Annotated in this window: 23 protein-coding genes and 2 pseudogenes; 11 read left to right on the top strand and 14 right to left on the bottom strand. The window is 69.4% G+C overall.

What is annotated here, in order from left to right; translation table 11 throughout:
* Nucleotides 1-113 precede the first annotated feature (113 nt).
* Nucleotides 114-245 carry a hypothetical protein gene (locus ACW9TB_RS25835; protein WP_472750644.1) on the bottom strand — a complete coding sequence of 44 codons (132 nt, stop codon included), beginning with the start codon at nt 243-245 and terminating at the stop codon, nt 114-116.
* Between the two features lie 4 nt (nt 246-249).
* Nucleotides 250-447 (bottom strand): hypothetical protein, encoded by a 198-nt coding sequence (locus ACW9TB_RS25830; protein WP_472750643.1) that lies wholly within the window; start codon nt 445-447, stop codon nt 250-252.
* A gap of 544 nt (nt 448-991) precedes the next feature.
* Between ACW9TB_RS25830 and ACW9TB_RS25825 the strand changes: the two genes are divergently transcribed.
* From ACW9TB_RS25825 to ACW9TB_RS25805, 5 genes are all read left to right on the top strand, one after another.
* Nucleotides 992-1,372, top strand: a complete 381-nt coding sequence (locus tag ACW9TB_RS25825) for a hypothetical protein (protein ID WP_472750642.1) — start codon at nt 992-994, stop codon at nt 1,370-1,372.
* 5 nt (nt 1,373-1,377) lie between these two features.
* Nucleotides 1,378-2,157, top strand: coding sequence for a recombinase family protein (locus tag ACW9TB_RS25820; protein ID WP_472750641.1), 780 nt, complete (start codon nt 1,378-1,380; stop codon nt 2,155-2,157).
* Between the two features lie 111 nt (nt 2,158-2,268).
* Complete coding sequence (locus tag ACW9TB_RS25815; RefSeq protein ID WP_472750640.1) at nt 2,269-3,183, top strand: recombinase zinc ribbon domain-containing protein; 915 nt, start codon at nt 2,269-2,271, stop codon at nt 3,181-3,183.
* 77 nt (nt 3,184-3,260) lie between these two features.
* Entirely contained in the window at nt 3,261-3,389 is a 129-nt protein-coding gene (locus tag ACW9TB_RS25810) for a hypothetical protein (RefSeq protein ID WP_472750639.1), read from the top strand.
* 144 nt (nt 3,390-3,533) lie between these two features.
* Complete coding sequence (locus tag ACW9TB_RS25805) at nt 3,534-3,995, top strand: hypothetical protein (RefSeq protein ID WP_472750638.1); 462 nt, start codon at nt 3,534-3,536, stop codon at nt 3,993-3,995.
* Nucleotides 3,996-4,244: 249 nt separating this feature from the next.
* Here the strand turns inward: ACW9TB_RS25805 and ACW9TB_RS25800 are convergent, their stop codons facing one another.
* Nucleotides 4,245-5,081, bottom strand: coding sequence for a class I SAM-dependent methyltransferase (locus ACW9TB_RS25800; RefSeq protein ID WP_472750637.1), 837 nt, complete (start codon nt 5,079-5,081; stop codon nt 4,245-4,247).
* A gap of 74 nt (nt 5,082-5,155) precedes the next feature.
* Here ACW9TB_RS25800 and ACW9TB_RS25795 point away from each other — a divergent pair, with 74 nt between their 5' ends.
* The gene (locus ACW9TB_RS25795) at nt 5,156-5,758 is read left to right on the top strand and encodes a TetR/AcrR family transcriptional regulator (RefSeq protein ID WP_472750636.1); all 603 of its coding nucleotides are present in this window, start codon (nt 5,156-5,158) and stop codon (nt 5,756-5,758) included.
* Between the two features lie 58 nt (nt 5,759-5,816).
* Here the strand turns inward: ACW9TB_RS25795 and ACW9TB_RS25790 are convergent, their stop codons facing one another.
* Nucleotides 5,817-6,833, bottom strand: coding sequence for a lysostaphin resistance A-like protein (locus ACW9TB_RS25790; RefSeq protein ID WP_472750635.1), 1,017 nt, complete (start codon nt 6,831-6,833; stop codon nt 5,817-5,819).
* A 484-nt stretch (nt 6,834-7,317) separates the two neighbouring features.
* Here ACW9TB_RS25790 and ACW9TB_RS25785 point away from each other — a divergent pair, with 484 nt between their 5' ends.
* Nucleotides 7,318-7,719 carry an SRPBCC family protein gene (locus tag ACW9TB_RS25785; protein WP_472750634.1) on the top strand — a complete coding sequence of 134 codons (402 nt, stop codon included), beginning with the start codon at nt 7,318-7,320 and terminating at the stop codon, nt 7,717-7,719.
* Between the two features lie 195 nt (nt 7,720-7,914).
* Here ACW9TB_RS25785 and ACW9TB_RS25780 read toward each other — a convergent pair whose 3' ends face one another.
* The gene (locus tag ACW9TB_RS25780; protein WP_472750633.1) at nt 7,915-8,799 is read right to left on the bottom strand and encodes an SMP-30/gluconolactonase/LRE family protein; all 885 of its coding nucleotides are present in this window, start codon (nt 8,797-8,799) and stop codon (nt 7,915-7,917) included.
* A 37-nt stretch (nt 8,800-8,836) separates the two neighbouring features.
* On the opposite strand from ACW9TB_RS25780, the gene ACW9TB_RS25775 reads away from it, so the two are divergent.
* Nucleotides 8,837-9,277: an Lrp/AsnC family transcriptional regulator gene (locus ACW9TB_RS25775; RefSeq protein WP_472750632.1), complete on the top strand. Its 441-nt coding sequence runs from the start codon at nt 8,837-8,839 to the stop codon at nt 9,275-9,277.
* A gap of 570 nt (nt 9,278-9,847) precedes the next feature.
* Here the strand turns inward: ACW9TB_RS25775 and ACW9TB_RS25770 are convergent.
* The 5 genes from ACW9TB_RS25770 to ACW9TB_RS25750 form a co-directional block, all read right to left on the bottom strand.
* Nucleotides 9,848-10,960 carry a methyltransferase gene (locus ACW9TB_RS25770; protein WP_472750631.1) on the bottom strand — a complete coding sequence of 371 codons (1,113 nt, stop codon included), beginning with the start codon at nt 10,958-10,960 and terminating at the stop codon, nt 9,848-9,850.
* A 171-nt stretch (nt 10,961-11,131) separates the two neighbouring features.
* Nucleotides 11,132-11,677, bottom strand: a complete 546-nt coding sequence (locus ACW9TB_RS25765) for an ATP-binding protein (protein ID WP_472750630.1) — start codon at nt 11,675-11,677, stop codon at nt 11,132-11,134.
* Between the two features lie 22 nt (nt 11,678-11,699).
* The gene (locus ACW9TB_RS25760; RefSeq protein ID WP_472750629.1) at nt 11,700-11,993 is read right to left on the bottom strand and encodes an ATP-binding protein; all 294 of its coding nucleotides are present in this window, start codon (nt 11,991-11,993) and stop codon (nt 11,700-11,702) included.
* A complete protein-coding gene (locus ACW9TB_RS25755) occupies nt 11,990-13,201 on the bottom strand; it encodes a Mu transposase domain-containing protein (RefSeq protein WP_472750628.1) in 1,212 nt (403 codons plus the stop codon). The genes ACW9TB_RS25760 and ACW9TB_RS25755 overlap by 4 nt, the downstream gene beginning before the upstream one ends.
* A complete protein-coding gene (locus tag ACW9TB_RS25750) occupies nt 13,170-13,691 on the bottom strand; it encodes a hypothetical protein (RefSeq protein WP_472750627.1) in 522 nt (173 codons plus the stop codon). The genes ACW9TB_RS25755 and ACW9TB_RS25750 overlap by 32 nt, the downstream gene beginning before the upstream one ends.
* Before the next feature lie 372 nt (nt 13,692-14,063).
* Here ACW9TB_RS25750 and ACW9TB_RS25745 point away from each other — a divergent pair, with 372 nt between their 5' ends.
* Nucleotides 14,064-14,879 carry an NAD(P)H-binding protein gene (locus ACW9TB_RS25745; RefSeq protein WP_472750626.1) on the top strand — a complete coding sequence of 272 codons (816 nt, stop codon included), beginning with the start codon at nt 14,064-14,066 and terminating at the stop codon, nt 14,877-14,879.
* A gap of 347 nt (nt 14,880-15,226) precedes the next feature.
* Here the strand turns inward: ACW9TB_RS25745 and ACW9TB_RS25740 are convergent.
* Together ACW9TB_RS25740 and ACW9TB_RS25735 are read right to left on the bottom strand one after the other, a co-directional pair.
* Nucleotides 15,227-16,189, bottom strand: a pseudogene (locus ACW9TB_RS25740) (RNA polymerase sigma factor); the annotation flags it as partial.
* 413 nt (nt 16,190-16,602) lie between these two features.
* The gene (locus ACW9TB_RS25735) at nt 16,603-17,112 is read right to left on the bottom strand and encodes a hypothetical protein (RefSeq protein ID WP_472750625.1); all 510 of its coding nucleotides are present in this window, start codon (nt 17,110-17,112) and stop codon (nt 16,603-16,605) included.
* A gap of 522 nt (nt 17,113-17,634) precedes the next feature.
* Here ACW9TB_RS25735 and ACW9TB_RS25730 point away from each other — a divergent pair.
* Together ACW9TB_RS25730 and ACW9TB_RS25725 are read left to right on the top strand one after the other, a co-directional pair.
* Nucleotides 17,635-18,894, top strand: a complete 1,260-nt coding sequence (locus ACW9TB_RS25730) for a sensor histidine kinase (RefSeq protein WP_472750624.1) — start codon at nt 17,635-17,637, stop codon at nt 18,892-18,894.
* On the top strand, nt 18,885-19,529 hold the full coding sequence (locus tag ACW9TB_RS25725) for a response regulator transcription factor (protein ID WP_472750623.1): 645 nt from the start codon (nt 18,885-18,887) through the stop codon (nt 19,527-19,529). Before ACW9TB_RS25730 ends, ACW9TB_RS25725 begins: the two co-directional genes overlap by 10 nt.
* 260 nt (nt 19,530-19,789) lie before the next feature.
* Here ACW9TB_RS25725 and ACW9TB_RS25720 read toward each other — a convergent pair whose 3' ends face one another.
* A complete protein-coding gene (locus ACW9TB_RS25720; RefSeq protein ID WP_472750622.1) occupies nt 19,790-21,250 on the bottom strand; it encodes a serine hydrolase domain-containing protein in 1,461 nt (486 codons plus the stop codon).
* 73 nt (nt 21,251-21,323) lie between these two features.
* Nucleotides 21,324-21,641, bottom strand: a pseudogene (locus ACW9TB_RS25715) (hypothetical protein); the annotation flags it as partial.
* Nucleotides 21,642-21,746: the final 105 nt, after the last annotated feature.

The raw sequence follows: 21,746 nt of genomic DNA, 5'->3' as shown, positions 1-21,746 counted from the left end.
ACCTTGCCGCCCGTCTGGCCCTCCCCCGGCTTTCAAGCCCTTGTTCGCCGGTGGCGGGACTATCCCTGCCGGGTGCGCTTGGCAATGCGTCCGCGAGCTTCGGCGACCTGATGCTAGATGTCCTCGCGGGCGGCCGGGTCCATCTCCGCCAGCACCCCGTTGCGCATGGTTGTGTTGCGGCTCAGGCCATCCCACAGGGCCAGGAGTGCCGCGTCGGCGTAGCGCTCGTCATCGCCCTGCGTCATCGCTTCAGATCGCATGGGTCATCAGAGCCAGCCAGGCCGGGTGGTGGCCGGTGCTGATGAAGTCGGCCATGTCCTCGGGCGAGAAGTCCTCGGTCAAGCTTTTGGTGATTTCGGGGTCCTGCCCGCCGTCTCCGCAGACGCGGCAGGTACGGATATGGGTGGCCATGTCGTAGACCTGGGCGGCGCTGTAGCGGGCGCTCATGTCGTCCTCGACTTTCTAAGCCATGCTTCTGCTCGGTGAGGGTCAGTACAGGAACCGGGCCAGAGACGAACCCAGTGACCACATCGCGGTGAACCGGGTCACGGTGTGCTGGCGGCGTGGGAGTCGAGTTTGCGCCGTCCCCGGTTGTGGCGCTGGGTGGTGACCGGGGAGGCGTGATCGAGGAGCTCTTAGACGTCGGCCAGCGGCACCCCAGCGTCCAAGCGGCGGTGGACAACCCGACAGCTACGGCCCGCCTCCCGCAGACGGGAAACGGGCCGGTAGCCGACGGCATGTTATTCGCCGTAGAAAGCAAACCACCGGTTCTCGATGGCCGCCGCGGCGCCAGGTCAGCCCGGATCTTTCCCTCCTGAGCGGCGCCTGTCCTGAGCCCTGCGATCGAGGGCGTCGAGCCCAGTCCGTCGCTGAGGATCACCCCAGACTGGTGCGGTCACTGTGACGAGCGCACCCGGCAGATAGAAATTCGCGACAACACTATGGCGCGCTGCCCGGCGTGCCACCCACTCGTGGCTAAGAGACCTGCGTCATGACCAAGACGCAAAGCACTGTCCTGCTTGAGAAAGCACCGCAGGCAGCCTGCGCTTTCGACGTCACGGAAACATCCGACCCGCCGCCCTGCCGAGGTGCCAGCCGCAACGTGCGGATCTACGCCAAGGTACGGCGGCAAAGCGGCCCCGACTCCAGTACCGCCAAGCACGTCACCGGGGCCGTACCCCTACCCGCCAGCAACGAACGCATAGGAGCGCCTCTCATCATGACCACATCCACCACTCGTAAACAGCGGACTCCGCACATCGTCTTACCAAGTGGACCGCCCCGCCTGACGCCCAGCGCCGCCACGGAACTGCTCGCCATCCTGCTGGAGGCTCACCAAACCATGCTCGTCAACCGCCCCAACGTCGCATAGGACCCATGAACACCATCCGCTTCGCCTTCTACGGCCGGGTCTCCACCGAGGACAAGCAGGATCCCCAGTCCTCGCGAGGCTGGCAGATCACCCGCTCCCGCGCGCTCATCGAGTCGCGCGGGGGCGTGATCGTCACCGAGTTCTTCGACGTCGACAAGTCCCGCTCGATCCCCTGGCAGCGCCGCCCGCACGCGGCGGCGCTGCTCGCCGAACTACGCAACCCCGACCGCGGCTTCGACGCGGTGATGATCGGCGAGCCGCAACGAGCCTTCTACGGCAACCAGTACGGCCTGACCTTCCCCGTCTTCGAGCACTTCAGGGTTCCGCTCTGGGTGCCCGAGGTGGGCGGCCCCATCGACCCGAACAACGAGGCCCATGACCTGGTCATGAGCGTGTTCGCCGGGATGAGCAAGGGCGAACGCAACCGCATCAAGATCCGCGTGCGCAGCGCCATGAAGGCCCAAGCCCAGGTGGAAGGCCGCTTCCTCGGGGGCAGGCCGCCGTACGGCTATCGCTTGGCTGATGCCAGCCCCCATCCCAATCCCGCCAAGGCGGCCGAAGGCAAGCGACAGCACCGATTGGAACTCGACGAGTTCGCCGCTGCCGTCGTGGCCCGGATCTTCGATGAGTTCCTGGAAGGCCGTGGTCTCTACGCCATCGCCGAACGTCTGAGCGTCGACGGCGTTCCCTGCCCTTCGGCCCATGACCCGGGCCGCAACCGTCACAGATCCGGGATCGCATGGTCCAAGAGCGCAATACGGGCCATCATCATCAATCCTCGCTAAACCGGCCGCCAGGTCTGGAACCGGCAGAGAAAGGACGAGGTCCTCATCGACGTCGACGACGTCGGCCTCGGCCACGCCACCAAGCTCCGCTGGAACAGGCGCGAGGAGTGGGTGTGGTCCGACGAGATCGCGCAACCGCCGATCGTGACCGCAGAGGACTTCGAGGTCGTCCAGGAGTTGCTCGCCGGGCGCGGGGGGCGGCAGACCGGCCGCGGCCTCAAGGCCGCGAGCCACACGTACATCCTCCGAGGGCTGCTCTTCTGCGGGGTATGTGATCGACGGATGCAGGGCAACTGGTCCAACGAGGCGCCGTACTACCGGTGCCGCTTTCCCGAGGAGTACGCCTTGGCGAATCGGGTCATGCACCCTCGCAACGTCTACATCCGAGAGGACGCGATCGTTCCGAAGCTTGATCGCTGGCTGGGGAGGTTGTTCGTTCCTCATCGAGTCGATGAGACGCTCGGCCTTCTGGTCGAAGCCCAGCGGATCGAGCCGTCGGAGCATGAGAGCCTCGCCGTGGCGCGGCGTCAACTGGCTGGATGCGATCGAAAGCTCGCCCAGCATCGCGCCGCGCTGGAGGCGGGCGCGGGCCCTGCCGTGGTCGCCGGCTGGATCCGAGAGGAACAGGCCAAGAAGATCCGAGCCGAAGCACAGCTACGCCGTGAACCGAACCGCAGGCGGCAGCTCACCCGAGACGATCTTGCGAAGGTGATGAACACCATGGGTGACGCGGTACGGCTTCTGGGAAAGGCTGAGCCGGTCAGGAAGGCCCGGCTGTACGCCGGGCTCGGCGTTCGGCTGACCTATCATCCCAGCAAAAGAAGAATCCTGGTCAGCTCTACGTCTGACCAGGACCTCATGGGCGAATCGAACGTGTCCGAGGAGCGTCACGGCCCACGCCTACTACCTGTTCGGGTACGGCCACGCGGGCCGGGAGGGGCCCGTTTTCGCCGCGAAGAGCGTCGCCGCAGCCGTCACCGGGCACGCCGCGAGCTGCGCCTGATGAGGGCTGGTGACGCCTGGTGACGGTCGCCGGGGCCGTGACCGCTGGGCTCCTTTCTGTGGCTGCCCGGCGCGGAGAACGATCCGCTGGGCAATCTGCGGTGCGGCTTCGAGGGCACTGTCACGGTCGGCCGCAGGGACGGGGAGTGAACTGGAACGCCGCGACCGGGGTGCTGATCGGCGAGAAGGTGACGCTGGAGTTCGCCGTCGCCGCGATCCGGCGGTCCTGACCGACGGCCCGGTGACATCGTCCGGGCACAACGGATCCCTCCTCCGGCTTTGACCATTTCGGTCATTTGCTGTCGAATCCTTCGGCAGAATGATCAACCGTTGGTCCCCCGGAAGGCGGGAGACGGCTGGAAAGGGATGACCGAATGCGCGGGTTCACGAAGACGATCCTCCTCGCCGCGGCACTGTCGACCGGGGGGATCGTCGCCAGTCCCGCGCACGCGGCCGCCGCCCTCACTCCGGAGCGGGTGTGCGGCTCCGGCTTCGCCCGGGTCGCCCACAGCAAGCAGGCCGTGAAGACCCCCTCGGGGAAGGTGTTCGGTCACGTCTACCTGCTGTACAACCGCAGGACCGGCTACAACTGCGCCACCACGATCAAGACCTCGAACGTCGGCGTCGCCACCTTCGTCTCGGCCGCGATCACGACGCAGACGCGCTCACGCGCGGGCGGCAAGAACGAGGGCCGCCAGGTCAAGCACTACCTGGGCCCGGTGAAGGTCTACGGCAGGGGCCGGTGCGTCAAGTACTCCGGCACGATCTGGGACGACGGGCGCGACGCCGCCGCCGTCGCCACGGCTCGCTGGAAGTCCTGGGGCACCTGCGGCTGAGCCGGGTCCGGCCCGCGTCCCGCCCCCGCCGCGCCTCTCGACGAACCCGCGCGGTGCCGGGCCATGGCCGTGCGGGCTCGCACGGCGTCGAGTCATCGCCACACGGACCTGTCGGGCCATGGTCGTGCGGGCGTCGTACGGATCCGCGTGGCGTCAGGTCATGATCGTGTGGCGGTGTCGTACGGACCTGTGGATCCGCGTGGTGTCGGATCATGGTCGTACGGACCCGTGGACCTGCGTGGTGTCAGGTCATGGTCGTACGGCGGTGACCGCCAGGGTGGTGTGCGGCACGGTGAAGCCGCCGCCGATCGCGTCGATGGCGGCTCCGACGCCCTCCAGCACCTCGGCCAGCTTGTCCGGCGGAAGCTGTGTGAGGGCGCCGGTGGTGGGCGCCAGGTCCAGCCACTCGTCGCGGGTGTAGGACCACTCGCCGTCGAATCGCCACTGCTCAGGGTCGCCGAACCCGCCCGCCTCCCGGATCCCGTCGGCGAACCCGGAGAACATCGCCCGGTAGAGGGTCTCGGCCTGCCTCGGCGTCCGGTCGCCGCCCGGCGGCTGGAGGTTGAGCGGAGAGTCGGGCGCCACCCGCCGGTAGACCGTGGCGAAGGCCTCCGCGACGACGGGCGGGAGGTCGAACACGTGCGAGAACGCCACCAGCCGGCCGCCGGGGCGCAGCACCCGCGCCGCCTTGGCCGCGCCGGCGACCGGGTCCACCCAGTGCCAGGCCTGGCCCGCGACGACCGCGTCGAACGTCCGGCCCGCGCTTTCCCAGGATTCGAACGTCGCCACCTCGACCTCGACCCCGCTGTGCCGGGCGAACCCGGCCATCCGCGCGTCGGGCTCGACCCCGAGCACCCGGCAGCCGGCCGCCTGGAACTGCCGGGCCGCGATGCCGGTGCCGCAGCCGACGTCGAGGACGTCGCGCCCGGGGGCGGCGGCGACGATCCGCTCCACCAGGGCGTCGGGGTAGCGGGGCCGGGTCTGGTCGTAGCGTTCGGCGTCCACCCCGAACGACTCCGCCACCCCCCTGGCCCTGTGCGGCTCGTTCCCGGAGGGGTGTGATTGCTCTCGCGATATAGTGGGCATGCGCCCACTGTAATGGGCGGATGCCCACTCGTCAATAATCGGGTGGGGGCCGCCGAGGGACGGAGGGACACGCTGTGCCGACCGGGGTGCACATCCGCGACGCGCGACGGCAGCTGTTCGACGCCGCCGAGCGCGTCCTGCTCCGGGACGGGCCGAACGCGCTGACCAGCCGCGCGGTCACCACCGAGGCGGACGTCGCCAAGGGTGTCCTGCACCGGCACTTCGCCGACTTCGACGACTTCCTCGCCGAGCTCGTACGGGAGCGCATCGCCCGGATCGGTGACCAGGCCACCGCCCTGCGCGGCTCCGCCGGGACCGGCACCGTGGCGGGCAACCTCACCGGCGCGCTGGTGGGCCTGTTCGACGCGGTCGCCGTGGCGATCGTCGGTCTCGTCATCTTCCGGGACGAGCTGCGCGCCCGGCTACGCCGAACCGGGCCTGCCCACGGCGTCCCGGTCCTGTCGGAGGCCGCGGCCATGATCGCCTCCTACCTCACCGACGAGTGCGAGCTGGGCCGCATCGCGGTCGACGCTGACGTCGACTCGCTCGCGCTCTCACTGGTCGGGGGCGGGCACCTGCTGTTCGCCGGACGGACGGGCGTCCCGCCGGAGGCCGGAGCCGTCGACAGGGTCGTGACCACGGTCATCGCCGATGTCGTGCAAAGGCGGCTGCTGTGAGACGCCGGGGAGGTTCTCCCGCACGCCCTCGGGCGCGGAGGACGATCCGGGGAGAACGTCAGCGGGAGACTGTCTCGATCCTCCGCCTCCTGGCCATGACCGGCACCACGACGGCGTAGAGGCCGAGCTGCACCACCGTCCCCGCCAGGGTCTGCCACGGCACCGACCCCTGCTTCAGCGCGTCCGAGAGGCTCCCGTCGGCGCCGCTGACCCCGAACGCCAGCACGTTGTTGACCACGTGCAGGGCGATGGCGGCCTCCAGGCCGCCGGTCCGCACCGCCAGCCAGCCCATCAGCAACCCGAAGGCGAAAACGTCAAGAATGCCCCAGTCGATATAGGCGTGCACCGCCGTGAAACCGGCGGTGCTCAGCAGGATGCCCGGCCAGGGATTGGAGAGGAAGGCGCCGAACGCCTGGATCAGCCACCCCCGGAAGACGTACTCCTCGGCGGCGGCCTGGAAGGGCACCAGGAGCAGGGTGACGACCAGGGCGGGCAGGAAGCGTTCCCAGCCGACCCAGCCGAACAGGTCGCCGAGGTCCTCCCCGGTGGCGACGTAGGTGACGGCGACCGCGGCCTGGCCCAGCACCACGGCGCCGAGCGCCACCGCCGCGCACCGCGCCATCCATCGCCACCGCAGACGGCCCGTGACCGAGGAGAGGGTGCCGGGCGGGCGCCGCTGGATCCACGCCGCCACGCCGTACACGACCGGCAGGACGGCCGCGATCGACAGCAGGTTGATCCCCAGGTCGAGCACCGGATCGGTGAAGATCTGCCCGTCGGATCCGCCCGTCTTGGCGCCCACGACCACGCCGAGCGTCACGCCGCCCATGATGACGGCGAGTCCGGCCAGCATGAGGCCCGCGATACCCGCGACCGTGCCCAGCACCGGCCGCCACCAGGAGTGCAGGCGGGTACGCGCCAGCCGGTCGTAGCGGCTGCCGGGCGGTGCGGGCACCAGCCAGGGGTTGTGCCTCGGCGGAGGCGGGACGTGCTCCATGGGTACGCCGAAGGCATCGGGCGGGCCGGGAGGTTGGAGGGGCCCCGCCGAGGGCCGGGGGTCCTGGGGGACGTGCATGGCTTCATTCCGTTTCGATGGATTCACGGAGCTTATGAGGTCGGCGGGTGGGACGCGCCTCATCGCGCTCGACGCTCCTCCCGCGATCTCGGTACCCCTCCCCGCACAACGACACCCGGCGCCGTTCGGTTCCACACCGGGGGCCGGGGACGCTTGGTTTCGTCCAGAGAGTGCCGAAGATATCCGGTTTCGTCCCAAGGGTGCCGGGGACGTCTGGTGAGGGACCCGGCTTCGCGCCGCTCCTTTCTCGGGCGTCTCGGCCCCGCGCCGTTTCTCCCGCGGACGCCACGAGTGCCCGGTAAGAGCCTCGGCTTCGCGTCGTTCCCTTTCGAGGGGTACGGGGGCCTGGGCGCTTCGGATCTGGTTTGACCTGGGGTTTTGTGGATGGACCCCGTGGGGTGGGGTAGGTCGTCGATCAACGTCCACGACCGGCGGGCAACCTTCCCGGGGCCGAAGCCGGAGTCTCCACACCGGAGGGATCGAGATGAGCGAATACCAGCGTTCCCGTACGATCGCCGCGCCGCCGGAGGTGGCGTTCGATCGGGCGAGCGACCTGGACAGCCTTGACGAGTGGCTCCCGCACGACCTGCACGTACAGCCGGGGGAGCCGCCCGCGGTGACGGTGCGCGAGGACGCCACCGGGCAGGACGCCCGCGCGCTGCTGCGCGCCGAGCGCGACCAGCTCCGAATGGAGTGGGGCACCCGCGACGACGGCAGCTACGCCGGATGGCTCCAGGTGGCGGGCATCGGCGACGCCGAGAGCGAGGTGACGATCCACCTGTCCTTCTTCAACGAGGAGCACGCCCCGCCGGGGGACGCCGCCGACCGGGCGCTCGACGACAGCCTGGAGCGGCTGGCCGGTCTGGTGGACCGGCGGGGCGGCTGATCCTCGTCCGGCACGACCGTACGCCGGAACCGGTCCGGCCGGTCCCGGCGTACGGGCAGGTGGGCGCGGAGCGTCTCGACCTCGCGCTCCATCCGCATCCCTCGGTGAGAGCCGCGTCTTCCGGCACCCCGGCGACGTGAGCGGGCTCGGACCCGGGACGCGCTCGTACGGCCGCGCGCGGTGGGCGAGGAGGGATCACACTCCGCGGACGTTGGTCATGATCGCGTAGACCGAGCTGGTGGCCGTCATGAACAGCCAGTTGCGCTTGAGACCGCCGAAGACCAGGTTGGAGGTCTTCTCGGGAAGCCTGAGCTTGCCGATCAACGTACCGTCCGGGTCGAAGCAGTGCACTCCCTCCTGCGTCGCCGCCCAGATCCGGCCGGTGGTGTCGAGCCTGATCCCGTCGAAGCTGCCCGCCGAGCACTCCGCGAGCACCCTGCCGTTCTCCAGCGCGTCGCCGCGCACGTCGAAGACCCGCAGGTGCTTGCGGTAGGTGTCGGCGATGTAGAGCAGGGACTCGTCGGGCGAGAAGGCGAGGCCGTTGGGGCGGACGAAGTCGTCGGCCACCACCGTGACCTTCCCGGTGCCGGGATCGACACGGTAGACCTGGTCACCGCCGATCTCGCTCTCGGCGCGGTACCCCTCGTAGTCGCTGTTGATGCCGTAGCTGGGGTCGGTGAACCAGATCGAGTCGTCCGACCTGACCACCACGTCGTTGGGGCTGTTGAGACGCTTGCCCTGCCAGCTGTCGGCGACGACGGTGATGGAGCCGTCGTGCTCGGTGCGGGTCACCCGCCGGTTGCCCTGCTCGCAGGAGATCAGCCGGCCCTGCCGGTCGAGGGTGTGACCGTTGCTGTAGCCCGCGGGGACGCGGAAGGGGCCCACGTTCCCGGTCATCTCATCCCATCGGAGCATCCTGTCGTTGGGGATGTCGCTCCACAGCAGGTAGCGGCCCGCCGGGACGTAGGTGGGGCCTTCGGCCCATCGGCAACCGTGATAGATCCGCTCGATCCACTCGTCGCCCCCGACGCCGACGAATCGCTCGTCGAGCACCTCGAACTCCGCTGGAATGGATTCCATCATGTAAACCTCCTTGATCACAGAATATGATACGGCTATGGACAATATAGACAAGATGTTGATCGGTCTCCTCCAGGCCGACGCCGGTCAGTCCTACGCCGCGCTCGGCGCCGCGGTGGGGTTGTCGAGTGGCGCCGCGCACGAACGGGTGCGCAAACTGCGCGAAAGCGGGCTGATCCGGCGGACGACCATCGAGGTCGATCCCGTCGCCGCGGGCAGGGGAGTGTTGTCGTTCGTCCTCGTGGAGGGGAAGGTGTGGATGGGCGCGACGGGCGGGGCGCTGCTGGCGATTCCCGAGATCGAGGAGGCACACGTCGTCGCGGGCCCGGCGTCACTGCTGGCCAAGGTACGCACGGCGAGCACGCGAGAACTGCAGGACGTACTGCGCAGGATCTTCGAGATCGAGGGCGTGGCCGGAACGCGGACCATCATGGTGCTGGAAAGCTTCTTCGAGCGCGGCCCGCACGTCCCTCACTAGGGATTGTCTGACAATGTGGAGTGGCGAAGCCAGAATATGGCGGGATGCCGGGGTACCGCCCGCGAGATAGCGGCTGGCGAGCCTGTCGAAGCGCGTGGTGATGGCTCGCCATGCTTGAGCTTCTCCGCTGCCGCCGGTGATGGCGGTCCGCAGGATGTGTCAGGGGCACCTGAGCCGCCAAGTACGCCGCGACGGCGTTCTGGGCGGGCAGGCCCGGGTGGCTGTTGTTTGTCCTGGGAGTTACCCCGTGGGCGGTGCGGTGCGCTGGGGGCGCGCCGTCACCTACCGGCCCGGCGCTTCGTGCCAGATCTGGGGTTGCTCGTGGCGGTGCGGTGCAAGGGTGGCTCTGTTGATGACAGGTGACAGCACTTATCAGTGAGTTCGGACAGCGATAGCGGGTCTGTGAGCCAAAAAATATTGCTGAGTTTCAACAGCACTCGACGGCGCGGATGCCTCCCTCGACGTCGTGATGACGGTCGTCCTTCATCACGGGCCAAGGTGGTTCGGCTGGCAGCCTTCACCTGCAGATGCTCCACCTTGACCCGTTTTTGCGGTGACAGATTCGGCGACTCAGGCCTGGCCGAGCCGCCATAGGGATGTGACCTCAGCGGCGCGGGCCGCGTGGAGAGGGTCAGTCTCATCGAGGGCACGCGGGTGTCTCGGTCGCACCTGCAGCCGGTCCACGACCCGCAGGCCTGCGGTTGCGAAGGCGAACAGAAGCTCGGCGCGGGTCCGCAGCGCGAGATGTTCGGCCAGGTCCGACAGAATCAGCCAACCCTCTCCGTCCGGTTCCAAATGTTCGGCCAGACCGTTAAGGAAGCCGCCAAGCATGCGGCCGCCGGGGTCGTAGACCGCGTGGTCGAGGGGTGAGGCGGGCTTGGCCGGGATCCACGGCGGGTTGCAGACGATGAGTGGCGCGCGGCCGGGTGGGAAGAGATCTGCGTGTATGACGTCGACCCTGCCGACCAGTTCCAGCCGTTGGAGGTTGTCACGGGCGCAGGCCAGGGCGCGCGGGTCCTGATCGGTGGCCACGAGGCGCTCGACGCCCCTGCGAGCGAGGACCGCGGCGAGCACGCCGGTTCCGGTGCCGATGTCGAACGCCCTGGAGCGCGAGACCAGCGGCGCCCGGGCCACCAGGTCGACATACTCACCGCGGATCGGCGAGAAGACGCCGTAGTGCGGATGGATGCGACCGCCCAGTGCGGGCACGTCGATGCCTTTGTCGCGCCATTCGTATGCCCCGGCGATGCCCAGCAGTTCGCGTAGCGAGGTCACCGACGGTCCCGCTGCGGGACCGTAGACCTCCGCGCAGGCCTGTCGCATGTCCGGGGCGCGTCGGAGGGGAACGGTGTAGTCGTGGTCGAGCGGCACCAGCAGCCTGCCCAGCGTGCGGGCGCGCTGGGAGCGTGCCTGACGGTGCCGATGGAAGGCCTGGGCCGGCGACAGGGCGGGGCCGCGCGGACGGCGTTCGGCGCGCCGTGCCATGGCGCGCAGGAGCTGACGGGCGTTATAGAAATCGCCGCGCCACAACAGCGCGGTGCCCTCACAGGTCAGGCGGTAGGCGGCGTCGGCGGTGAAGTGGTCATCGGCGATCACCACGCGGGCAGGTGGCGGCGAGCCGTTCTCGGAACGCCAGCGGGCGGACCGGGTTTCGCCGTCTTCGGTCCAGCAGATCTCGAGCACTCAGGCTCCTCATGATTGAACCAGTGATGGTCATGAAGAGCACTTCGTCGCGGCAGATCAGCCTGTGGCGGCCTCCCGCGAGGAAGTGCGCGCCGAGGCGTCGCCGAGAACCATGCCGGGCGGTGGGAACGACATGATCAACCTCCTCGTGGGGTCTGGAGCCACCTCATACTAGGGCTTGTCGACGACTCGTATGATCGCCCCAGACACGGCCTGGCCGGGAATGCCCCGTGCTGGTCGTCGGCCCGCGACGTGTTGCTCAGCGCGGGCGCGGGTCTGGGCCAGCCGATAGGAGCCGGTGCCGGTCTCGATGATGTTGCCGCCGAAGGTGAGCCGGTCGACGATGGCCGCGCAGAGGCGGGGGTCGGTGAAGGTCTTGGTCCAACCGCCGAAGCTGTCATTGGAGGCGATGGCGACGCTGTTTTTCTCCTCTCGCTCGGTCAGAACCTGAAACAGCAGCTCAGCGCCGCGCCGGTCAAGTTCCATGTAGCCCAGCTTGTCAATGCAAAGGAGATCGACACGGCCGTAGCGGGCAATGGTCTTGGTCAGCTGCTTGTCATCGGCGGCTTCGACCAACTCGTTGACCAGCTTGGTGGCCAGGACATAGCGGACCCGGAACCCCTTCATCGCGGCCTCCGCGCCCAGCGCGATCAGCAGGTGGGACTTGCCGGTGCCCGAGTCGCCGATCAAGCACAGCGGCTGGCTTTCTTCACCCACTCGCAGGTGGCCAGGGTGTGGATCACGGCCGGGTCGATATTAGGGTTGGCGTCGAAGCCGAAGGCTCGCAATGACTTGTCTCGGGAAAAGCGGCGGCTTTGATCCGGCGCTCGGAGCGACGGCGGGCACGGTCGTCGCACTCGGCCATCAGCAGTTCTGCCAGGAACCCGAGATAGGACATCTGCTCGCGGGCAGTGGCATCGGCGAGTTCGGGAAACTGGGCGCGGATGGTGGGCAGGCGCAACATCCGGCAGACGGAATCGACGGCGGCGGTGGCAGCTTGCTCAGTCAGCCCGCGGTGACGTTGAACGGTCACGGCATCTCTCCCTCGTATTCGAGACGCCCGGCGCCAGAGCGGGTGCGTCGCAGCAGCTGGTCATAAACCGCCACCGAGAGCAGCGGCCGGGTATCGGACGGCAGCCGCGTCAGCCGCCGTTCGGTCAAGAACGTCACCGTCGCGCCGTCCGGCAACGCCTTTTCCTGCGACTGGTCACAGAACTCGGTAGAAGCAAGCTCGTCAGCTTCTGCTGCTTTGCGGGCTTCCAGGGCGACGGCATCAGCGCTCAGCGCGCCAACGCGCAGTGCTGAGGCCTGACCGGCGACGAGGTGCTCGTGCGTCATGTGCCGACCCAGCAGCAGCACTTCGATCAACGCCCGGGTGCTGTCTTTGTCGCCGTGGGCTTTGCAGGCCGCCGCCCACCAACTGTCGTGCACGGGGGTGAACTTGCCCGCCGCACGCGCCTGCTCCAGCGCGGGCGCCCCGGGCAGCGCGCCGGGCTCGCGGACCAGCACCTCCAGGTAATGATCCAGCTCCAGGCGGCAGGAGGCCTTGGCCATCAGCCGCTCGTGCCGGGCAACCTCCTCCTGTCCGTTGTAGACCACCAGCTCAGAGGCGTGCAGCATTACCGGGACCTTGCGGCCGATCAACCGCGCCGGTACCGAGTAGCGGTTGGTGCGCACGCTGATCTGGCTGTAGCGGTCCACCCGCGCCGACAGCAGCAGGCCGGTCTCGAACGGCTCGTCGGGCACCGGCTTGAGTAACGGCCGCTCGATGGCGAAATGCTCGCCCACCGTCCGCGGTCGGCTCCCGATTCGGCGAGCCTCATCTTGTTCATCCCAAAGCTCGATCATCGCGTTCAGCTCCGCCAGGGAATCGACCTCGGGGACGGGGACGAGGTGGTTGCGGCGAAACCAGCAGATGTCGCCCTCCACCCCGCCTTTCTCATGGGCGCCGTCCTTGCCCGGCTGGCAGTAGAAGGCCTCCAGCCCGTAGTGAGAGCGAAACGCCGTCCACCGCTCGGTCTCCACCCGCGCTCGGGAAAACCCCAGCACTTGGGCGACTGCGGCCTTGAGATTGTCGTAGTGGACCTTGCCGCTTGGCACCCCGCCCAGCACTCTGAAAGCGTGGACGTGTCCTTCGAAGAACGCCTCCTGACCACCGGAGGCAAAGATGCTTCTCTGCACTAACCCAGAGCGAGGAATCTCGCGGGCCTCATCCTTGGAAGGGCTCGACGTCCAGGACAATCATTTTCTCCTGGCGGAAGCGGTCCAGGTGCGTGTACCAGCCTTGGTCTGGGCGGATTTGATGGAACCTGAATGTTGCGTTGGTATCGCCCGCCGAGATGATGCAGCGCACCGGAGTGAGCGGTTCGAGGGCGTAGACGAGCTTGGAGAACTCCAGAGCGAACGCGACCGCATGCAGGAGCAGGATCCGCTGGTCATCCTCGGTGATCACTGGAGCGTCGTCGACGGTCGTGATATCCACCGGGACGAAGTCCTCCAGGTGGAGGGAACTGTCGTGGCATTCCCACCGGTTGAGATCGTCGAGGAACAACCGTGCGTTTTCAACCCCGGTGGAGTCGGCCCAGGTCAGCACTTCTCCATGATGGGTGATACCGCGGGCCGCCCATTCTTGCAGGCCCGGCGCCAGGCCTCCGGGCGGCTCCACCCCACCGAGTCCCGTCAGGACACCAAGGGTCTTGACCGCCGCATCGTTCATCTTCAGCGAGAGCACGCCGACCAGGATCTCAGCTGGACCGGCATGTAACCCCTGGCAGGTCTGGCGTGATACTCGTCGAAGCGCTGGCGCCCGGAAGTATATGTTTCGCGAGGCTCGCGGGGTCCCCTGGTCGCAGGGTCGCAGGGTCGTGTCTCGGGCCTCGTGTCGAGGGGGCCGAGGTGTCCGCGGTGGTGGGAATTAAATCTGAGGCGGCCGGTGGGCCTTCGTCGGTACGCTCCCCGGGCGTCTTTTCGCCGTCGCCGACGGGGCGCCCGCGCCGACCGGGACGGCATCCGGTACGGAACGGCGGGAAGCTCGCGGGGGACCCACGGGAAGGCCACCGGGCCGCCGCGGATAGAGAAGGGAACACCATTGACCATGATCGCTGTGACCGGTGTCACGGGCAATCTCGGACGCCTCGTCATCGAGGACCTGCTCACCAGGATTCCTCCCCGTGATCTCGTCGCGCTCGCCCGTACCCCGGAGAAGGCGGGGGACCTGCCGGGCCGTGGCGTCGAGGTGCGGCACTGCGATCATGACGACGCCGCGTCCGTCGACGCCGCGCTCGCCGGGGTGGACGTGCTGCTCCTGGTGTCCGGGTCGGACATGACGCCCGGGGTCCGCGTACGGCAGCACCGCACCGTCGTCGACGCCGCCGTCCGGGCGGGGGTGCGCCGCGTCGTCTACACCAGCGGCGCGGGCGCGGAGGACGGCCGGGGCCCCGTCGCCGACCACACGGTGACGGAGAGGGCGCTCCGCGAGGCGGGGCCGGACTACACCGTGTTGCGCAACGCCCTCTACTCCGAGGCGTTCCTGGGCGCCGCGCTGGCCCAGGCGGGGCAGAGCGGTGAGATCACCTCCTCCTCCGAAGGGCAGCCGCTCAACACCGCGAGGTTCCGTGACCTGGCGCTGGCGGCGAGTGCCGCCCTGACCGGCTCCGGGCACGAGAACGCGACCTACGAGTTGCGCGGCCCGCTCTGGACCTATCCGGAGCTCGCCGAGGTCCTCACCCGCGTGCTGGGCAGGCCCGTCGAGCATCGGGAGGTCACCGATGCGGAGGCCGGTTGGCTGGGCGCCGTGTTCCCGGCGGTGCGCGCCGGTGCCCTCACCGCGACCGGCCCCGACCTCGCGCGCCTGCTGGACCGGCCGCCATCCGGCCTGGAGGAGACGGTCACCGCCCTCATCGCCCGTACGGCTGGCTAGCGTCACCGGCCGTACGGTCCGAACACGGGTCGGCTCGGGGCCGACGGGGATGATCAGGGCGGGTTCGCCAGGCGTTCTCCCCGCGCGGCGCTTCAGCGGGTGCGTACGGAGGCCGGGGACCGATCAGGGTGGGTTCGTCAGAGGTTTTTCCCGTGCGGTGCTTCGGTGGGGCCTGGGAGCGATCAGGGTGGGTTCGTCGGAGATTCTCCCCGTGTGGTGCTCGGTGAGGTCGGGGAGCGGTCAGGGTGGGTTCGTCGGAGGTTTCCCCGTGCGGTGTTTCAGCGGGGCAGGGGAGTGATCAGGGCGGGTCCTCCCCGTGTGGCGCTTCGGCGGGGGCCGGAGGGCGATCAGGTCAGATAGTCGCGCAGGGCTCGCGAGCGCGAGGGGTGGCGCAGCTTCGTCATGGTCTTGGACTCGATCTGCCGGATGCGCTCGCGGGTCACCCCGTAGGCGCGTCCGATCTCCTCCAGGGTCTTGGGCCGCCCGTCGCCGAGCCCGAACCGCATCGCCACCACCCCGGCCTCACGCTCGGACAGCGCCTCCAGGATCGTGTGCAGCTGCTCCTGCAGCAGCGCGGAGGCCACCGCGTCCTCGGGGGTGATCGCCTCGGAGTCCTCGATGAGGTCGCCGAACTCGCTGTCGCCCTCGGTGCCCAGCGGGCTGTGCAGGGAGATCGGCTCCCGCCCGTACCCCTGGACCTCGACGACCCGCTCCGGGGTCATCTCCAGCTCCACGGCCAGCTCCTCCGGGGTGGGCTCGCGGCCCAGGTCGGTCGTCATCTGCCGGTGCACGCGCGCCAGCTTGTTGATCACTTCGACCATGTGCACGGGGATGCGGATGGTGCGGGCCTGGTCGGCGAGCGCCCGGGTGATCGCCTGCTTGATCCACCAGGTGGCGTACGTGGAGAACTTGAACCCCTTGGTGTAGTCGAACTTCTCCACGGCGCGGATCAGCCCCAGGTTGCCCTCCTGGATCAGGTCCAGGAACAGCATGCCCCGGCCGGTGTGGCGCTTGGCCAGCGACACCACCAGGCGCAGGTTGGCCTCCAGCAGGTGGTTCTTGGCCCGGTGGCCGTCCTCGGCGAGCCATTCGAGCTCCGCGCGAACGTCGGGCTGGAGCCGGTCGCCGTCGTTGAGCCGCTCGGTGGCGAACAGCCCGGCCTCGATGCGCCGGGCGAGCTCGACCTCCTGCTCGGCGTTGAGGAGGGGGATCCTGCCGATCTGCTTGAGATAGTCCTTGACCGGGTCGGTGCTCGCTCCGACACTCGCTTCCAGGGCTGCGGGAGCCTCGTCGTCGTCGGTCAGGACGAGCTCTTCTTCCTCGGCCTCGACGACTTCGACGGTGCCTTCCACGGTGGCGGCTTCCATGGCGTTCACACCTTCCCCAGGTCTGGTCAGATACAACAACCTGTGCAGTTCAAGGTACGTCCCGCGACGGTGTGCTGTGGCGCCTGGCTCGCCGTCGCGTCCTTCGCTGGGAGCGGAGAGCCTCCGCCGGTTGAGGCTCTCGTGAGGGGCGCGACCGTCCCGTTCCGCCGCCGAGTGGCCGCCGGGCCGCCCTCCCCGCTGGGGAGGACGGTCCGGCGGCTCTTCCGGCGACGCTGCGGGCGTTGCCGTGACGATGGGCGTACGGGGTGGGGGAGCGGGGATCTGACCTTGCCTGACCTCGCTGGATCAGGCTGAAACGAGCCGGATCAGGCTGGATCGGGTTGGATCGGACCGGATCAGGCCGGGAAGTCGTTCGGGTTGACGCCGGTCGTCCGGGCGTTGCCGCCCCTGACGGGGTTGAGGGTCAGGGTCCAGATGGTCGAGCTGGTCGAGGTCGTGGTGAACCTCAACCGGGTGGTGAAGCGCTCGTAGGAGGGAGTGCGGGTGAACCGGCCCCTGGAGGTGCTGAAGCCGGAGCCGGAGGTGAAGAAGATGGTGTAGGTGCCGTCCCTGACGTCGGTGATGGAGGCGGTGGACCGGGCGCGGATGTAAATGCTGATCGCCTTGGACCTGCCACGGACCAGCGTGACGACGGAGTCCCTGCTGGTGCCGTTCTTGACCTTGAGCTTGCCCCGCCCGCCGCTGATGCGGTCGTAGAGGATCTTTCCGTTACCCGGTCGCGCGGCGGCCTCGGTCGAGGAGACGGCGACGGTTTCCCTGGTCGAGGCCGTTGCGGGGGCGACGACGGAGCCGGTCAGCAGAATGGACGCGAGGATCGCTCCCGCGAGGGGACGTAGACGAATCATTGCGCAAATATGACCAATCCCCGGTGGCTGGTCAACGTAAATTCGCTTCCAGGGCGGCCTTTTAGAGGTTTTGGGCAGGTATTAGGCCCGTCAACGATCATCCGCATGGCGTCCGGGCCCGGGGGTTCAAGGGGCTCCTGAGGCTTTGACCTTCGGGTCCGGGAGATGTGAGGGCTCCGGGGTTTCGGAGGTTTTCGGCGTTCCGGAAACTTCGCGGGGCCTTGGCCTCCGGGTCCGGAGGGGTCCTTGGTTTTCCGAGGGTCCCGGGGGTTCCCGTGGTTCCGAGGGTTTGGGGGTTCCGAAGGCTTGGAGGGCTTCGGCCTCCGGGGGCGGTGGGTTTTGGACCTACATGCCTCCATGCCCTGGGGCCCTGGGGGGGCTGGGCCGGTGTCACGTCTCACCGTTTTCCCGGGCCGGGGTTCCTGCGGCCTCCGAACCGGAGGGGCTCACCTGCATTTCGGTGGTCAATGCCGTTTCCCGGGGTTCTTCGAGGGGTGAAGAAAGGTCAATAGAATTTGTCCGATGTCGACGACGCCGAGGACAAACGCCATGCCGCGACCGGTGCCCCGGCCCGCGCAAGCCGGGGCACCGGTCGTGCGGGCCGCCCGGCGCGTCGTCGGCCTGGCCGCGGGGGCCGTGACGGGCGTCGCGGGGTTCGGCTTCCTGTGCGTCGCGGGCGGGCTGTTCGCGGTCCTGGCGGCGTGGCCCGCGGGCCGTCGCACCGCCCGGCGGTTCGCGGCGGCGGGGACGGCACGGCTGGTCGCGCTGGAACGCGCCCGGCTGGCGACGTGGTTCGACCACGACACCGGCGGGGTGCCGGTGGGGGACGCGTACGGCTACCTCGCGCTGCGGGCGACGTTCGGCACGTTCGCGAGCTACCTGACCTTCGCCGGGCTCTTCGTCGGACTGCTGTTCCTGGCCGGTGGCGTCGGGGGACTGCTCTCCGGCGCGTCGTACCTTGTCCCGCTGAGGTATCCCGGTGTGCGCCTGACGGTCGACAGTGGGCCGCTGGGTACCGCCTACGGGCTGGCCCTGCTGAGCATGTCCGCGCTGTGGGGGGCGGCGACGGTGGCCGCGGAGCGGCGGCTGGCCGCGTACTTCGCCGGTCCGGGAGAGCGGGAGGTGATGCGCCGCCGCATCGCGGAGCTGACCACCACCCGCAGCGGCATCGTGCGGGCCGTCGACGACGAGCGGCGGCGCATCGAGCGCGACCTGCACGACGGCGTCCAGCAGAGGGGCGTGGCCCTGGGGATGCTGCTGGGCCGGGCGCGGCACGGTACCGACCCGGCCGCGGTCGCCGCCCTCGTGGACCAGGCGTACGCGGAGTCGCGCCGCCTCCTCGACGAGCTGCGCGGTGTGGCCTGGCGGGTCTACCCGGCCGACCTGGACGAGCTGGGCCTGCGCGCGGCCCTGGCCGGGGTGGCGGAACGGGCGGGCGTGCCGGTGACCGTCCGCTACGGCCTCACGGAACGCCCGGTCTCCGAGATCGAGACGGCCGTCTACTTCGTGGCCCGTGAGGCCATCGCCAACGCCGCGAAGCACGCGGGTGCCCGGGGCGTCCTGGTGGTCCTGAGCGAGGACGGGCACACGGTGACCGCGGAGATCACCGACGACGGCCGGGGCGGGGCGGATCCCGCCGGTGGCGGGCTGTCCGGGCTGGAGCGGCGGGTCCTGGCGCTGGACGGCGCCTTCGAGGTGGACAGCCCCCCGGGTGGCCCGACCAGGGTCACGGCGACACTGCCCCGAACCGGGTCCGAACGCGAGGAGCGGCCGTGCGCCTGATCCTGGCCGATGATTCCGTACTGTTCCGCGAGGGCCTGGTCCGTCTCCTGGAGGAGGCGGGCCACGAGATGGTGGCGACGGCGGGTGACTCCGAAGGGTTGCTCAGAGCCGTGGACGAGCACCGCCCCGACGTGGCGATCGTGGACGTGCGCATGCCGCCGGGCCAGGCCGGTGAGGGGCTGCGGGCCTCGCTGACGATCCGGGAGCGCTGGCCGGACGTCGGCGTGCTCGTGCTGTCGCAGTACGTCGAGACGGCCTACGCCGCCCAGTTGCTCGCCGGAGCCCCCGAAGGGCTGGGATACCTGCTCAAGGACCGGGTGACCGAGGTGGGCGAGTTCCTGGAGGCCCTGGAGCGGATCCGCGCGGGCGGGGCGGTCTTCGACCCGGAGGTGGTCAGGCGGCTGCTCGCCCGTACCACCCGCGCCGACCCGCTGGGCAGGCTCACCCGGCGGGAGACCCAGGTGCTGGAGCAGCTGGCCCAGGGCCTGGTCAACGCCGCGATCGCCGAGCGGCTGCACGTATCGCAGAGCACGGTGGAGAAGCACGTCAACGCGATCTTCGACAAGTTCGGGCTGTCCCGCACCCCCGGCTACAGCAGGCGCGTCCTGGCCATCCTGCGCTATCTGGACGGCTGAACGGCGCTGTGATCGCCTTTCCCCGGAGCCCGGAGCCCGGAGCCCGGAGCCCGGAGCCCGGAGCCCGGAGCCCGGAGCCCGGAGCCCGGAGCCCGGAGCCCGGAGCCCGGAGCCCGGTTCTGCTGTCTGTCGCGCCTGCGTCGGGGACCTGCCCGCGTCAGGGAACCCACCTGCGTCCGCGTCGGGGACCCGCCCGTGCCCGTGCCAAGGGCCCGGCCGCTTCGGGGACCCGGCCGCGCCCACGTCAAGGGACGGTGTCCTCACCCGGTGTCGGGTGAGGACACCCGGTGCGTCCGTGCCAGGTGGACGGTCCGTACGAGGATCAGGGCCGCGCAGGCGACGGTGGCGAGCACGAGCCAGATCATGAAGGACAGGTAGAGGTAGGCCACCTGCATCCAGGTGACGTCCTTCCCTCTGGCCAGTACCCCGAAGACATCGGTGATCGTCAGGCACAGCACCCCCGGTGCCGCGTACGGCAGCAGTCGCGCCGCCGCGCGCCACGCCGGGCGACCGGCGTGCCGGGCCGCCCATCGGCGGGAACGGGCCAGCCCACGGCCCGCGAGGAGGAGTGTCACGACGGCGGCCAGTGCCATGGCGAGATCGATGATCAGGGTCGGGGAGGTCGAGAGGGGCTCGGGCTCCTCTCCCTCGGCCATGGCGACCAGCGCGTCCGCGATGGTGTCGCTGTCGGCGTACGCCGTGCCGGTGTTGGCCATGACCACGATGCCGTACCCCGACCTGGGCAGGAGTGTCTGCTGGGCCGTCGCGGTGAGCAGGTCGCCGCCGTGTTCGACGACCGGGGAGCCCTTCGCGGTCGTGCCGATCGACCAGCCCAGGGCGTAGGAGTCGTCGATCCTGGACGGGGTGCGCATCTCCGCGACGCTCGCGGCGGAGACGACGCGGACGCCGCCGGGACCGGCCCCCTCACCGCTCTGCATGATCATCCACTGGGCCATGTCCCTCGCGCTGCTGATCACTCCGCCGGAGCCGTTGCCGAAGCCCGGGGGCTCGGAAAGGGCGAGCGCGGCGCCGAGCAGGTGGAGATGACCCCGCGCGCTCGCGGGGAGGTCGCGCTCGGTGTCGATCGTGGTGCTGTTCCGCATGCCGAGCGGTCCGAACACGTGCTTTTCGAGGTAAGCGGCGAAGGGCATGCCGCTCGCCACCTCGACCAGTCGCGCGGCGACCTGGAAGTTGGTGTTGTGGTAGCTCCACCGTGTACCGGGGTCGGCGGCCAGTCTCGCTCCCCTCAGCCGCGCGACGGCCTCGCGGAGCGTGCCGGGCTGGGGCAGGCTCCTCTCGGGAAAGGTCTCGTCGGCCATGCCCGAGGTCTGGTCCAGCAGTTGGCGGACGGTGATGCGAGCCGCTCGCGGGTCGGCCATCACGAACTCGGGGAGCCGGACGCGCACCGGCTCGTCGAGCTTGACCGTCCCCTTCTCCACCAGCTGCATGACGGCCAGGGAGGTGAAGGACTTGCTGAGCGACGCGATCGCCATGGGCGTGTCCGCCGTGACGGGGTCACCGGAGGCGGTACGGCCGTAACCCGCGACGTGGATGACTTTGTCCCCCTTGGTGATGGCGACCGCGACCCCCGGCAGGCCGGTCGCCTCCCGGTAGGCGTTCACGAAACGGTCGACGGACGCGGGGCCGATCTCCCCGGCGGTGAGATCCGTCTTTGTGAAGGCCGCCGAGGCGAACGACGCTCGCGCCACGGATGCTCGCACCGCAGAGGTCTGCGTCACCGGCGTCTGGACCACGGATGCTCGCGCCACGGATGTTCGCGTCATGGAGGTCTGTGCCACCGGCGTCTGAACCACCGGCGTCTGAACCACGGACGTTCGCGCCACGGGCGTCTGGATCGGGGATGTCCGCGACACGGATGTCTGGATCACGGACGCCTGCGCCGCAGGTGGTGAGGTCGTGGACGGCGGGGGTGTTCCCGCGAAGGTCGTTATCGCCGCGAGGAGGGGCGTCGCGAGCGTGAGGGCGCGGGCCGCCGGGAGGCCGCTCGCGAGGCGCTTGGGGAACGGGCCATTTGTGATCTTGAATATGGGCACCGGTCGACGCTACAAACGCGGCCTCGCCCGGACCATTGCGAGATCCCTTCGCGTCCACCTGCGAAAAACCACTCTTCCTCAGCGCGCTCTCGGCCGCGTGGGGCACCTACCTGCTGGAACGAGTGGCCGCGAGTGTCGTGCGCCGGGCGCGCGGCAGGCTCAT

It is taken from the genome of Streptosporangium sp. H13245 (assembly GCF_055690525.1).
Note: the sequence above shows the minus strand (reverse complement) of the source record. Positions and strands in the feature narration are given on the sequence as shown.

Excerpts from the sequence above, each read along its gene's own strand:
- ACW9TB_RS25835 (WP_472750644.1), bottom strand. The coding sequence starts at position 245 with ATGACGCAGGGCGATGACGAGCGCTACGCCGACGCGGCACTCCTGGCC.
- ACW9TB_RS25775 (WP_472750632.1), top strand. The coding sequence starts at position 8,837 with ATGGACAATATAGACAAGATGTTGATCGGTCTCCTCCAGGCCGACGCC.
- ACW9TB_RS25735 (WP_472750625.1), bottom strand. The coding sequence starts at position 17,112 with ATGATTCGTCTACGTCCCCTCGCGGGAGCGATCCTCGCGTCCATTCTG.
- ACW9TB_RS25730 (WP_472750624.1), top strand. The coding sequence starts at position 17,635 with ATGTCGACGACGCCGAGGACAAACGCCATGCCGCGACCGGTGCCCCGG.
- ACW9TB_RS25825 (WP_472750642.1), top strand. The coding sequence starts at position 992 with ATGACCAAGACGCAAAGCACTGTCCTGCTTGAGAAAGCACCGCAGGCA.
- ACW9TB_RS25790 (WP_472750635.1), bottom strand. The coding sequence starts at position 6,833 with ATGCACGTCCCCCAGGACCCCCGGCCCTCGGCGGGGCCCCTCCAACCT.
- ACW9TB_RS25805 (WP_472750638.1), top strand. The coding sequence starts at position 3,534 with ATGCGCGGGTTCACGAAGACGATCCTCCTCGCCGCGGCACTGTCGACC.
- ACW9TB_RS25785 (WP_472750634.1), top strand. The coding sequence starts at position 7,318 with ATGAGCGAATACCAGCGTTCCCGTACGATCGCCGCGCCGCCGGAGGTG.
- ACW9TB_RS25780 (WP_472750633.1), bottom strand. The coding sequence starts at position 8,799 with ATGGAATCCATTCCAGCGGAGTTCGAGGTGCTCGACGAGCGATTCGTC.
- ACW9TB_RS25830 (WP_472750643.1), bottom strand. The coding sequence starts at position 447 with ATGAGCGCCCGCTACAGCGCCGCCCAGGTCTACGACATGGCCACCCAT.
- ACW9TB_RS25820 (WP_472750641.1), top strand. The coding sequence starts at position 1,378 with ATGAACACCATCCGCTTCGCCTTCTACGGCCGGGTCTCCACCGAGGAC.
- ACW9TB_RS25800 (WP_472750637.1), bottom strand. The coding sequence starts at position 5,081 with ATGCCCACTATATCGCGAGAGCAATCACACCCCTCCGGGAACGAGCCG.